General features: G+C 45.9%; 8 protein-coding genes and 1 pseudogene. All 9 read left to right on the forward strand.

Annotated elements, in window-relative coordinates; translation table 11 throughout:
- The first annotated feature begins 112 nt into the window (after positions 1-112).
- On the forward strand, positions 113-385 hold the full coding sequence (locus MHH93_RS26730; RefSeq protein ID WP_017691962.1) for an alpha/beta-type small acid-soluble spore protein: 273 nt from the start codon (positions 113-115) through the stop codon (positions 383-385).
- Positions 386-641: 256 nt separating this feature from the next.
- On the forward strand, positions 642-1844 hold the full coding sequence (metK, locus tag MHH93_RS26735; protein ID WP_105600112.1) for a methionine adenosyltransferase: 1203 nt from the start codon (positions 642-644) through the stop codon (positions 1842-1844).
- Between the two features lie 188 nt (positions 1845-2032).
- A complete protein-coding gene (locus tag MHH93_RS26740) occupies positions 2033-5815 on the forward strand; it encodes an S-layer homology domain-containing protein (RefSeq protein ID WP_500056489.1) in 3783 nt (1260 codons plus the stop codon).
- A gap of 117 nt (positions 5816-5932) precedes the next feature.
- The gene (locus MHH93_RS26745; RefSeq protein ID WP_500056490.1) at positions 5933-7186 is read left to right on the forward strand and encodes a stalk domain-containing protein; all 1254 of its coding nucleotides are present in this window, start codon (positions 5933-5935) and stop codon (positions 7184-7186) included.
- 199 nt (positions 7187-7385) lie between these two features.
- Positions 7386-10109, forward strand: coding sequence for a stalk domain-containing protein (locus MHH93_RS26750; protein WP_500056492.1), 2724 nt, complete (start codon positions 7386-7388; stop codon positions 10107-10109).
- Positions 10110-10156: 47 nt separating this feature from the next.
- Positions 10157-11317 carry a sensor histidine kinase gene (locus MHH93_RS26755; protein WP_307541774.1) on the forward strand — a complete coding sequence of 387 codons (1161 nt, stop codon included), beginning with the start codon at positions 10157-10159 and terminating at the stop codon, positions 11315-11317.
- 7 nt (positions 11318-11324) lie between these two features.
- The gene (locus MHH93_RS26760) at positions 11325-12047 is read left to right on the forward strand and encodes a response regulator transcription factor (protein ID WP_026081439.1); all 723 of its coding nucleotides are present in this window, start codon (positions 11325-11327) and stop codon (positions 12045-12047) included.
- A 356-nt stretch (positions 12048-12403) separates the two neighbouring features.
- Positions 12404-12781 carry a hypothetical protein gene (locus tag MHH93_RS26765; protein WP_500056494.1) on the forward strand — a complete coding sequence of 126 codons (378 nt, stop codon included), beginning with the start codon at positions 12404-12406 and terminating at the stop codon, positions 12779-12781.
- 442 nt (positions 12782-13223) lie between these two features.
- A pseudogene (locus MHH93_RS26770) lies at positions 13224-13696 on the forward strand (hypothetical protein); the annotation flags it as partial.

Raw genomic sequence — 13696 nt, forward strand, 5'->3', positions numbered from 1 at the left:
TACATTTCATTTGCGCAGATTAACCAGTTCTAACAAACATTAATACGGCTAGCCAGTCTGGTTCCTGCTCACTCTATAACTGTTGATAATTAATTAATGGAGGTGCAGGAACATGGCTAGAAGCAATCGCAAAGTGGTACCCGAAAGTCGTCAAATGCTGGATCAGATGAAGTATGAGATTGCTGCAGAGTTTGGTCTCAATGTGGGTTATGGTGGCAGAGGTCTGGCTGGTGCGGATACAGAATTTGGATCTGAACTGGGCGAAGTGAGTGATCATTCTTATGGGCAATACAAAGGGTGGGGACATCTGACTTCCCGCGAGAATGGATCGGTTGGTGGAGAGATCACCAAAAGGCTAATTCGTCAGGCAGAGCAGCACTTATAGGGCTTTTTTCCTTACCCCAATTCGTTTGACACGTCTTGACAAATACGTTAAGATGGCATTTGAGGTATGCAACCTTTTCCACTAGGGAAAGGTTGATTTTCGTTTGAGGCAATTACCTGAAAAATCCTTATCTTCGTAACTGCGGACCCTGGGTCCTTATTCCATGTTGGAAAGCTTCGAGGGTACAGTGAACGAATCGCTGTCATGTTTTGTTCGGGCAATCGCCATACTACTAGTTATGGGAGGTTGAAACTTCATGTCTGTTAAAGGCCGGCATCTATTTACATCGGAGTCTGTAACTGAAGGACATCCGGATAAAATCTGCGATCAGATCTCAGACGCCGTATTGGACGCGTTTCTTGCAAACGACCCCAATGCTCGTGTAGCTTGCGAAGTTTCCGTAGCCACAGGCTTAGTGCTTGTCATCGGTGAAATCAGTTCAGCTTCTGAATACGTGGACATCCCGTCCATCGTTCGTAATACAATTAAGGATATTGGCTACACACGTGCCAAGTTCGGTTTTGATTATAACACTTGTGCAGTTCTGACTTCTCTGAATGAGCAGTCCGCTGATATTGCCCAAGGCGTTAACGCAGCGCTTGAGAATCGTGACCCGGAACAAGTCGCTCGTGAAACAGAAAACATTGGTGCAGGTGACCAAGGTCTGATGTTCGGTTTTGCAACGAACGAAACACCAGAACTTATGCCTTTGCCAATCGCATTGTCACACCGTATCGCACGCCGTCTGGCGGAAGTGCGTAAGAATGGTACGTTGGAATATCTTCGTCCGGATGGTAAAACGCAAGTAACGATTGAATACGACGGTGACAAGCCGGTACGTGTGGATACAATCGTTGTGTCTACTCAGCACGCTGAAGAGACTACACTGGAACAGATTCAAAAAGACATCAAAGAACATGTCATCTTGCCTGTCGTTCCAGCTGAATTGCTGGATGAGCAGACTAAATATTTCATCAACCCAACAGGACGTTTCGTTATTGGCGGACCTCAGGGAGATGCAGGCCTTACTGGACGTAAAATCATCGTAGATACGTACGGCGGTTATGCACGTCACGGCGGTGGTGCGTTCTCTGGTAAAGATCCGACTAAAGTAGACCGGTCCGCTGCTTATGCGGCTCGTTATGTAGCGAAAAACCTTGTAGCTGCAGGACTTGCAGACAAAGTGGAAATCCAGCTCGCCTATGCGATTGGTGTAGCCAACCCGGTATCGATCAACGTGGATACATACGGAACTGGCAAAGTCAGCGAAGAGAAATTGGTTGAGCTTGTGCGCAACAACTTCGATCTTCGTCCGGCTGGCATCATCCGTATGCTGGATCTGCGTCGCCCAATCTACAAACAAACTGCTGCATACGGTCACTTCGGCCGTACAGACCTGGATGTACCTTGGGAGCAAGTGGACAAAGTAGACCTTTTGAAAACTCAAGCAGGTCTTTAATTAGCTAACGTTATGTGGATCATCCAATGAGACCCTTGGTTCCGATAAGGAATTAAGGGTTTTTTTGTGCTTCTATCATTTTATGGAATATATCCCCAAATAACTAAATGAAATCCCTTCTCTAACCGAAATACATAATGAGGTCTGTACATCAGACAGAGAGGAAATTCAGATAAGGGGGAAGATCAGTGAAATTGAAGAGAATCGCCAGAAAAGGCATACTTGGACTCTTGATCGTCATGCTAACGGCTCAAGGCTGGCTTACGGGTTGGAGTGGAGTTGAGCGGGAAGCATCTGCGGCACACGCATTAAGTGCAAATGGAATAACGAATACTGTTCCTGCTGTGAAAGGAACGAATGTGGATAGTTCAGTACCATTCGTTATTGATTTTGATAAACCTGTTCAGAAGGCAACTGGTACACAAAGTTCAATCTTGATTAAACGTTTGGATGACAATACAACAATGGATTCGGTGTTGGTAACCAGTGACCAAGTTGTGATTGATCCCACACCACCGATTACAGATCCTACGACACCGGACGCGGGAGACAACACACCTGTAGCAGCTACGGGTCTACGAGTGACGATTACACTGGGCAAGGTTCTACCGGGAGCAACGTACTACGTAGAGATAGATAATAAATCTTTTGTTTACGCGGACAATACTCCATTTCCAGGACTGACTAACAAAGAGTGGACCTTCAGTACGCTGGGGCTAGGCTCAACTTCCCTTGTGACTAGAGTTCCTGATAACGCAGCAATGGTATCCCCTTCAACTAAAGTAGTGATGACATTCGATAAGCCGGTAACCGCAGGTAGAGGCAACCTCACTATTTATCAGGGAAGAGTTGGTGGTACTGTATTTGAGCAGATTCCAGTCAACGCAGGAGCACCTCGAATCACAGGTTTTGGAACCAATACGATTACGATCGTTCCCACGAATAACTGGAACAACAACACTACATATTACATCGTAATGCCAGAAGGTTTTTTGAGGGATAGAAATGAGAATGATATCAGTGCAATTGATGGGAATGTTTGGGGATTCAATATCATATCCGATCCGACGTCCCTTATGGTATCTACTGTATCTCCCACGAACGGTACTACCAATGCACCATTAACGGGAAATTTAACAGTTACGTTCAACAAAGAACTTGATCCGAATTACATTCAGAATGTAACGCTCAAAAAAGCAAATGGAGCAATTGTTGCATCTAAGACAGCCATTAATAGTGCAAACAATAGACAATTGCTTATTACACCTACGAACGCATTGGATAGCAACACAAATTATGTGATAGACATTCCAGCCAATACGTTTCGTGATAAAGCAGGAAATACATTTACAGGTCTTAATGGGTCTACATCATGGGCCTTTAAAACATTAAGTGCAGATACAACTCCGCCTGTGTTGAAGAATGCTAAGATGCATAGCAATAACACCATTCGCCTGACGTATGATGAGTGGCTGTACAGCACTAATTCGTTGAGTAGTACGTATGCTGTAACTGTAAATGGTGAAAAGAGGAATGTCAGCTCCACTTATATCTCAGGTGACAGTGTATATGTTGTCTTAGATACAGGTGTAGCGGTAGGACAGGTTGTGCGGATCGCATATGCACCCGGTACTACAGGTAATCGTCTTACAGATCAATCTTCCAATGCTGCGGCTGCTTTTGGCGCAAGAGATGTGGAGAACGGTTTAGATTCTGTTATGTCCAAGCCGCGAGAAGGTAACGTGTATTACAGTACAATTACGTTGTACTACCCTGAGACGGTATATGTCACTTCAAGTGATGCAGCAAGACAATTCAGTGTAACTGCGGATCAGTCGGCTGTAGGTATCAATAGCATATCGATCAATGGTAGTTCTGTGGTGACATTGAATCTTAGTCGATCGATTACGGATGGGGAAGTTGTTCGGGTTGCATACACGCCAGGTTCATGGCCTGTAAAAGATACACGAGGACAGGCTCTTGCTGGATTTAGCGGCTTCTATGTCCGCAATTCCATTGATACCAAACCACCTGAGTTCAAGAGTGCTGAGGTGAGTGGTAACAAGTTATGGATGCGTTACAATGAACCACTGATCACGACGAATAAACCGCTCAACAGCCAATATTCTGTTCTGGTTGATGGCAAGCCAGTCTTCGTTAATGATTCCGAGATCGAAAATGATCTGGTCACGTTAACACTGGCTTCAGCGGTGAAGGATACACAAAATATATCTTTATCATATGTACCTGGAGCATTGAGATTAACGGATCTGAACAATAACCCGGCAGGATATCTCAATCTGACTCCAGTAACGTACACATATGGAAATGGAAAAATCCTGTCGGCTACACTTCAAGGAGACACGGTTCAGATTAATTTCCGTGATTCAATCCAGTCCCAGGCTGCATTAACAGTATCTCAGTTCAGTGTAGTGATTGGTAATTCAACGACAACCGTATTGTCTGCTTCAGCTTCTGGTTCTGTGGTGACGTTGAAATTGGATACTTCAACAATAGCATCGACAGCTACTCAGACGGGAACGGTGAGTTATGTACCTGGGGCTGTGCCGTTACGAGATGCGTCGAATGTAACAGTAACAGCATTTGGTCCACTTACGTTGCAACAGACGAATAATAATTCGAACAATAATCAGTCAGGAGATCGTCCTTCCTGGCTGTCGGAATTGGATGCATCGAGCTATGGTCAGTCTTTACTTGTGATGAGTAATACCACGGCTTCCGCTGTATCTGCGATGTCACACTATAATCGCCCGACTCGTCAATTCAACGTGGATGCAACCAAGTTGATTCAGTCCTTTGAATACGCTGGAGCAAACGGGAAATTGACTCAGCCGGTGGTATTCGAGATTCCGGACAGTGAATCGGCTGCATATGTTGGATTCCCATTGAATGCACTGACTCAGATTGCTGCAAGTTATCGCACAGGCTCTATTGGTGTGAAATATGGCGATCTTCTCTGGACGGTGCCACTGTCTAATCTAGATATGGCGGTTATGAGTCGGAGTGTAGGAACGTCAAACACAAGTACAACGACAGGAGCAGCAGTTCCATCGTTATACGTTCAGTTAGAGACGGTGCCCGTGTCTTCATCGGGGACGATGGAAGGCTTGATTGCAGGTGCAGGAGCGCAAAAGCTTGGCAACTATACGGACGTATATTTGTATACCGGTAATGGAACAAGCGATCAACGTGTGGATCAGAATGTCAAAAGCCAACTGGCCATGCAATTGGCTAGCAATACCCCAAGTGTAACATCCGGATTTACGTATATCGATCCAGTTACGTTTAGGTTATCGAATGTACCTAGTTCCTTTAAAAATACGACAGGTGGTGTAGTTGTTCGAGGACAACTGAATGGCAATCAGTCAGTTGTCCCTGTTAACAACATCGTTAATTATCCGGATACAGCGTCACACTGGGCTAGTGAGGTCATTAAGGAGCTCTCTGCCAAATGGATTATTAGCACACCGGGTGGTACCTTCTACCGACCGAATGAGAACATTACACGTGCAGAGTTTGCTGAATTGGTCGCTAGAGGTCTTGGACTGAATGGAGAACCGACCGCAGCAAGCCGTTTCCAGGATGTACGTAGCGGTAGTGTGACAAGTGCTTATATCGGTGCTGCAGCTGAAGCGGGAATCATTACGGGAAATACCGATGGTACGTTTAAACCGGATCGCCCCATCACGCGTGAGCAGATGGCACTTATGATGGTACGTGCGATGAACTATGGTGGGAAAACAGTCTCTCTTCAATCTTCGGCTGCCACCACTCTATCCAAGTTCAAGGACAGTAACAAAATCCAGTCCAAGGATTCTGTCGCCAAAGCAGTGCAGGAGGGAATCATTCAAGGCATGACAGCCAGAACATTCGAACCTCAGGGAAATGCTACTCGTGCACAGGCAGCAGTCATGTTGAAACGGGTATTGGACAAGTTAGGATATCTATAATAGTAATTAGCTCTTTTATCTTAGTGAAGCGAAATCGATCAGGGGAATAAGTTCAACTGGTTGGTTTCGCTTTTTTATATTATAAAGTCATAAATTTCATGGATAGAGGGTGTAAATTTGCTAAAAAAAATGCTAGTAATTTTCCTCGTTCTGGGGTTAATATCCATACCATCACTGGCTTATGCTCAAAATAATAAAGAATCCATACAACTGTACGTTAATGAAAAGCCTACTGACATTAAACTGATGACAAAATCAGGGACGGTGTATGTTCCATTTCGAGAGTTTATTCAACTAATGGGGTACCAAGCGGAGTACTCAGTGGTAGATCGAGAGATCTCAGTTAAGATCGGGAAATCAAAATTTATCTTTCTACCGGACGATGGTTATATTAGTGGATCGGGAGATTACTACGAATTACAAAGGCCAGGTATTCAGATTGATGGAAAATTCTTTTTACCTATCCGTTATGCCGCCTGGTTAACCAAGCACTCGGTTAAGTATGATCAAAAGTCGAATACGGCGTGGATGGTGCAGTATGGGTATGGTCAAGAGAAAGAGATACTTGATCTGATAACAACATATGATAGAGCTTTCACTGTAAAACTACTAGCTTCAAACCATATGCAGAGATCCTATCTGACGGATAGTAAGATTGCACCCCAAGTGAGCGAAATCCCTGATCGAATTTATAGTATCGATATAACAAGCATTACATATGAATCTGCGAACCAGGCATTATTGTATGTTACATATATCCATAATAATCAGGTAATGGACGACCAACATGAGATCGTGTTCCGAATCAAGAAGGAAAATAATTTGTGGAAAATTCTTCAGTCGGAATATCTGTCCAGTTATACCAGTCTCCCAGAAGATATTGATACATCTGCTGATAATATAAAGGAGAATTTTAAAGAAAAGCAACAGAGCATATTGTCAGATCTGAGGACATATTATGAAGCTTTGAATCAGGAAGATTATGAATTAACATATAAATATACTTCGCCATATAAGATTCAGCAAAGAAATGCAGATGCTCTTGCTGACTGGATGACTTGGGAGAAAAGTAAAAAGGCTTCTTTTGAATATGAAGATGCTACGCACCGTATGTCCAACGAACGTGTCGTGTTTCTTGGGGAGAAGCAAGCCGTTGTCCATGCTACGTTGCAATGGAGTAGCATTTCAGAGAATGGAGAGCAGCATAGTTCTGAGTATAATGCACTCCTCTATCTTGATTATGCCAATGGGCACTGGAATTATAGTGATGAATTTAACATTGATGCTAACTACGAGGAAACCAATAGAGAGCTTCCGAAATTTTTTTTCCAGAATTATAATAGGATTCAACATAAATCAATATTGTTCTAGAACTCAGGTGTGCAGTTAATGCCGCGCCTGGGTTTCTTTTTGCCAAGAATACCCTCAAAGTTAGCTGGGGGCGTAACTTTTTCCACTAAAAGCAGTCTATTAATAGAAGAGTATACTAGGGATCTCGCTATCGGCTGCCTACTTGGCAGTGTTCGTGATGTCTAAGATTGATATACAAGATGGGAGAGACGTTTCAGACATGCTGGGGAAACATGGGAAACAGCTGGAAGACGTTAAGGGCAGTAAGGTGAAGAAATGGGCAATTGTGACGCTGGCGGGTGTAATCTGGATTGCGCCGGTGATGAGTGCAGGTGGGCAGATGTGGTCAGGCACTTCATGGCAATCGGTGGCCGCAGCGGCCTCTACGAATACAAGCAAGTTGAGTGAAGAAATTCTGACTTCGGGTGCGAAGCTCATGAAATACAGATATACGACAACACGTTCCGGTTCCAAGGTCAACGTACTGGCGGATGTGGTCCAGGTGGATCTGCAGAACCCGTATGTGAAGCTGGATGTGATGACAGGCAAGGGCGGTAATCTGAACAGCAAACAGAGCACAGGTGCCATGGCTAAGGAAAATGGTGCAGTGGCTGCTGTGAATGGCGATTACTTCAATGTATCCGGGGAGCTCGCGCCAATTGGTGGACAGGTCTCCGGTGGCGTACTGGTCTCCACACCTTCCGAACTGTCGGGCATGTATGCTCTCACAGTGACGAAGGATGGCAAGCCGATGATTGACGAGTATTCTTTTGATGGAACAGTGAAGGCTCAGGATGGTTCAACTTTTGCTTTGCGTGGGATAAATAAAGAGGATTATACGGTAGAGTCGGGCTCGGTGAAATATAGTCATGCCAACTCGATGTATATTTATACACCGGCATGGACATCCACCAAACGTCCGAATGACCCTTCCACAACACCGACAGAAGTTCTCGTGCAGAACGGAGTAATTACCCAAATCTCGGATAAAAAAGCGTTAAACATGACGGTGCCGCAGGATGGGTACATTTTGCGTGCGCACGGAACAGCAGCGACATGGATCATGAGCCATCTCTCCGTTGGGCAAACCTTGGATGCGGATTACAAGCTAAAAGCCAAAACAACCGGGCAATCGGTTGATCCAAGTAATCTGGAGATGATGATTGGCGGTCATACCATTTTGGTGAACGGTGGCAAGGCAGCTTCCTTCTCCCGGGATATCGCAGCGTCCGGCATTGGTGGTATTCGTGCAAGAACGGCAGTAGGCTACTCCCAGGATGGTCGTTATGTCTACATCGTTGCAGCGGAGAAAAACAGTAACAGCAGCGGGATGTCGCTGACGGAACTGCAATCCTTTATGACCAGTGTGGGTGTCTGGAAAGGCATGAACTTGGACGGAGGCGGCTCCACAACCATGGTAACACGCCCGTTAGGTGAGCAAACCGCCGGTCTGACGTTCAACACAGAGTATGGTACCGAGCAACGTCAGGTTGTAAACACGCTGGGTGTGTTCTCTACGGCTCCTGCAGGTAAACTGAAGGGCTTTGCCGTAAGTGGAAGCCAAACGTTGCTGGTGGGACAAGAGGGCAAGTACACCGCCAAAGGGTATGACACTTACTACAACCCAATTGCAACAGGTGATATCAGCATGTCCTGGAAGTCCAGCAACAACGGCATCGTGAGTGTTAGTAACGGCACGATCAAAGGCGTGAAGCCAGGTACGGCAACGCTGACGGCAACGAGCAACGGAGCTTCATCCTCCATTAAAGTATCGGTACTCGGTGGAAGTGAATTGGCTTCCCTGACAGCAGGATCGGGCCTGGGTTCGCTCAAAGCGGGCACAACAATGTCCATCCCGGTAACGGCAACGACGAAGAGCGGACAAAGTGTTACGGTTCCGGCAGACTCACTGACATGGGAATTTATCGGATTCAAGGGTAAAGTGACGGCAGACCAATTAACCGTATCTTCCGTCAATGCTGGTGGACAAGTGGGATATGCGATTGGTCGTTATGATGGATACAGCACAGTCGTTGTACTCTCGGCTTCTGCAAGCGAAACGATCTGGGAGAACTTCGAAAATGTGAATTATCCGATCAACTTCACGACGAACGCAGCGGGTGTGACCGGATCGGCAACTGTTACAGCAGGAACTGGTGAGAAAGCCGGCTCCAATGTATTGCAGCTCGGTTATGATATGACAGCTGGAACAGGCAAAATGTACGCTTATGCACAACTGAATGGCTCTACCGGCAGAGAGGTATCTGCTGCAGCTACATCAATGTCCATGGATGTTATGGGAGATAAGAGCCTGAACTGGCTGCGTGCTGAATTCACGGATGCCAATGGCAAAACGGTATATGCCGATCTCGCCAAGGCGATTGACTGGAACGGGTGGAAGAAGCTGAGTGTGGACCTGAACGGACTGAATATTGCCTATCCGGCGAAGCTGAAGCGGGTCTATGTGGTGAACGTGGAAGAAGGTCAGGATGAGCGTGCGAAATCAGGTACGGTTGCCTTTGACAATATCGCATTCACGATGCCTTCCAAGTCCAGTGAAGTTGGATTACCTACAGGAACAGCTTCGCTTGTGCTTGGACAGAAATCGATGACGGTGAACGGAACGAAAAAAGCCATTGATGCAGCACCAGTCCTGAAAAATGGTACGACGTATGTACCAATCAAACATGTTTTGGACGCTTTTGGTGGTCAGGCAAGTTGGGATAGCAAAAATCAGCGAATCACAGTATTGCGTGGTAGCAAGCTGATTGATCTGGTTGTAGGGCAGAAAGAATTCATTCTGAATGGCAAAAGACAGAGCGCAACTGTTGCACCATACGTAACGGGTGGTAGGACTTTAGTCCCTCTTAGACTCGTTTCCGAGCAACTTGGACTGACTGTAAAATGGGAACAGAAAACGAAGACCGTTACCATCTCATCGTGATATGGTATGATATATACCGGAAACGATAGAAATGGAGTCGAACAAACGTGGATTTACAAGCCGATGCCATAGACCGCGTCATTAAAAACGCCATACAAGTCATGGAAAACAGCAAATATCAAATGTTCGAAATTATGGACTCGACTCGCGATGAGCTCAAAACGCTCAACGAGGAGTTAAAGTCGGTGTTGAAGGAGACGGCGGAAACGATCGAGAAAGTAGATCAATTGGAGCTGAACTACCGCCGTTCCCGGATCCGGCTAACGGAGGTTAGCCGCGACTTTGTCCGTTATTCCGAGCATGATATCAAGCAGGCGTACGAGAAAGCAACACAGCTGCAGCTGGATCTGATGATTTATCGTGAGAAGGAAATGTATCTGAAGGCCCGTCGGGATGATCTGCAGAAGCGTGCCAAAAATGTGGAAGCATCTGTGGAGCGTGCCGAAACCATTGGTTCGCAGATGGGTGTTGTACTCGAATACCTGTCAGGTGAACTGGGTCAAGTGACCCGGATCATCGAATCTGCCAAAAATCGACAAATGATTGGTTTGAAAATAATTTTGGCCCAGGAAGAAGAGCGGAAACGTATTGCTCGTGAGATTCATGACGGGCCTGCGCAGATGCTTGCCAATCTAGTGCTTAGGACGGAAATTGTAGAAAGAATGCTCATTAAGCAGGATTTTAAGATGGTCCAGGCCGAAATAGTAGATTTGAAAGGCCAGGTTCGTTCCAGTCTTGAAGAAATGAGAAAAGTTATTTTCAATCTGCGTCCTATGGCACTGGATGATCTGGGACTGATTCCAACGCTTCGGAAGTACGTGCAGGATTTTGAGGTAAAAACGAAAATCCGGTCGCTTTTTGAAACACGAGGTAAAGAACACCGTTTATCTTCCGCGATGGAGGCTGCGATCTACCGCCTTGTGCAGGAAGGTCTATCGAATGCTGCAAAGCATGCTTATCCCACTTATGTTGTAGTGGAGATTACATACCAGGCTCAGCTCGTCAAAATTGTCGTTCAGGACAATGGGCTTGGGTTCAAACCGGAGCTTCTTGCGAAGAAAAGCAAGGATCATACCCACTTCGGTCTGATTGGGATGAGAGAACGGGTTGAACTGTTAGAAGGAAGAATAGAGATTGAATCCGGAGAAAATCAAGGAACCAAAATAGTGATTCATATCCCGACAAACGTGGATAAGGGAAAGGAGTAGCAGGATGATGGAAAACCGTGATACTGGTAAAGCATCAATTAAAGTTCTTTTGGCTGATGATCATCAGCTGTTCCGTGAGGGACTGAAACGCATTTTAAATATGGAGGACGACATTGAGGTCATCGGCGAATGCGGCGATGGGATTCAAGTGCTCGAATTCTGCAATCAGGATAAACCTGATATCGTATTGATGGACATTAACATGCCAATCGAAAACGGGGTTGAAGCAACGGAGAAATTGCGTGAGCTGTTCCCTGATGTCAAAGTAATAATCTTGTCCATTCATGATGATGAAAGTTATGTATTTGAGACGCTTCGTAAAGGGGCTAACGGATATTTGCTGAAGGATATGGAGGCCGAGTCTCTGATCAATGCGATTCGTTCCGTGCATGAAGGACATGCGTTCATACATCCGAAAGTGACTGGCAAACTGATCATGCAGCTGCGTCGTATGACGTATCTTAATGAAACAGGGGCGATGAGTGAAGGAGCTTCTAAGGAAGCAGGCGTTAAATTTGTCGCTGGCGACAATAACCCGCTCACACGTCGTGAGGCTGAAGTGCTTCGCTTGATGGCAGAAGGCAAGAGCAACAAAATGATTGGTGAATTCCTGTTCATCAGTGAAAAAACAGTAAAAAACCATGTCAGCAGTATTCTGCAGAAGATGGAAGTGGACGACCGTACACAAGCGGTTATCAATTCGATCAAATATGGTTGGGTTACGCTCTAATTCTTTTTTTCTACGTATAGCATTATTCTTACGGTAAGTCAGTCCATTGGTTGGTACAACCTTGAGGAAGTATAGATTGGTGTTCACTCGCGCCCTTTCCAGAATGTTGGATTGGTCTGCGGGTTAATGGACTTTATCACTGCAAATGAGCAAAGCGTAAAGCTACGCGGAACAGATGTTCAAGCTTAGGCGTGAATGAATGACCTGGCCTGTCTTTCTTCGTCCGGTGTCGATCAGCGTGGAATATGAGTGATAGCAATTGCAAGTGTAACCCTTCAGGAAGTACAGCATATACTTGTTGTATACAGGGATGTTCGCCATGGGTGAGCATGACCTTCCGAGGAGGTGCAGTTGCCATGGTTGCTCATCTGACTATGATTCTGCTCATATACTTCCTGGCGGCAATGGCCGTTCATGCCATGCACCAGCGCCATCTTTCCCGTCCGGAACCTGACGGTTTCGAGCAGATTCTGCTCATCCCTTCCAATCAGGCAGGGCGGATCGAAGGCATTGTAAGAGAACTTTGCCGGGAATTATTATACCGTGGAAAGAGCTTCAGATTAACCGTTGTTGCTGATCGTACAGAAGCGGAAACGATTACGATTATTGAAAAGCTTATGCAAAGGCAAGGCTTGGAGACATCATATCTGTCTGCTGTCCCTGCTGATTTTGAACAGGTAGCACAGACCGATCACACGTTTCGACTTATTGATTTGCGTGAGACAAAGCAATAAATCATCTTGTGAACGGGAAATGGGATAAGCATTTCGCAGATCTACAGTGAAAAGATTACAGCAGAAGCTGTAGTCTTTTTTTGTAATTGTAGCCAAGTCTGCTTTTAAATTAAAAATGGGTTTTTATGCAATCTATGGTTATTGACTGGGTTTTGACGAGCTCATGAGTATTAAAATAAGATTTTCGAAGTCAGAACTCTTAATTTAAAAGTATAGACGATTCAGATTGGAAAAAGTTTCGCCATTTTATAGAAAGATTCTGGTTATTAGAAGAATTTTATGATGCGTGACTAACCTTGTGCTGTGAAGATTCAATTGGTATAGTGATAAGTAGATTGATCATAGGAAGATGAATATGGACATGAAGCACATGCTCCGGCGAATAGCCGGGTTGGCATGTGCTTTTTTGCGTTCGGAAAATTACGATGGGGGAGGAGAGTAAATGAAGGTTGCCTTATATGTGTGCCGTATAAGGGAAGGGTGGAGCATGATGTTATCACTCGACATTCGTGTGGATGTGGCCTGGTGGCTAGAGGGAGGAAGTGGGCGACATGTGCTGCGCTGGTTGCTGTTAGATCAGGCGTTGCCGTTAAGTCAGGCATCCTGGTTGGTTGAACATTTTGAGATGGAGCGAAGTATGGATCAGTGGGGCCAGCGCGAATGGCAGAGTTATCTTGCGCGGAAGCTGGATGTATATGAACTGGCCTCGGGGGAAGTTGAGGCGAGAAAAGGTATAGCAAGCAAAGCGGGGAGTGTCGCTGCGCGTCGCATTCAGGTAGGCGGGATGCCAGAGCCGTATCCCGCCGGGCAGTGGGCTCAGCTGGAGCGGGACGCGGCCCTGCTGGCTGAGCGGATCAGCGGCCGCCAACTACTGGCGGCCGAGGCGGAGGCGTTGCTGGCGGATACCGCCCAGCC

It is taken from the genome of Priestia sp. FSL H7-0729 (assembly GCF_038005685.1).
Classification (GTDB): Bacteria; Bacillota; Bacilli; order Paenibacillales; family Paenibacillaceae; genus Paenibacillus.

Coding starts and splice junctions, on each gene's coding strand:
- MHH93_RS26730 (WP_017691962.1), top strand. CDS start 113: ATGGCTAGAAGCAATCGCAAAGTGGTACCCGAAAGTCGTCAAATGCTG.
- metK (WP_105600112.1), top strand. CDS start 642: ATGTCTGTTAAAGGCCGGCATCTATTTACATCGGAGTCTGTAACTGAA.
- MHH93_RS26750 (WP_500056492.1), top strand. CDS start 7,386: ATGCTGGGGAAACATGGGAAACAGCTGGAAGACGTTAAGGGCAGTAAG.
- MHH93_RS26760 (WP_026081439.1), top strand. CDS start 11,325: ATGGAAAACCGTGATACTGGTAAAGCATCAATTAAAGTTCTTTTGGCT.
- MHH93_RS26765 (WP_500056494.1), top strand. CDS start 12,404: ATGGTTGCTCATCTGACTATGATTCTGCTCATATACTTCCTGGCGGCA.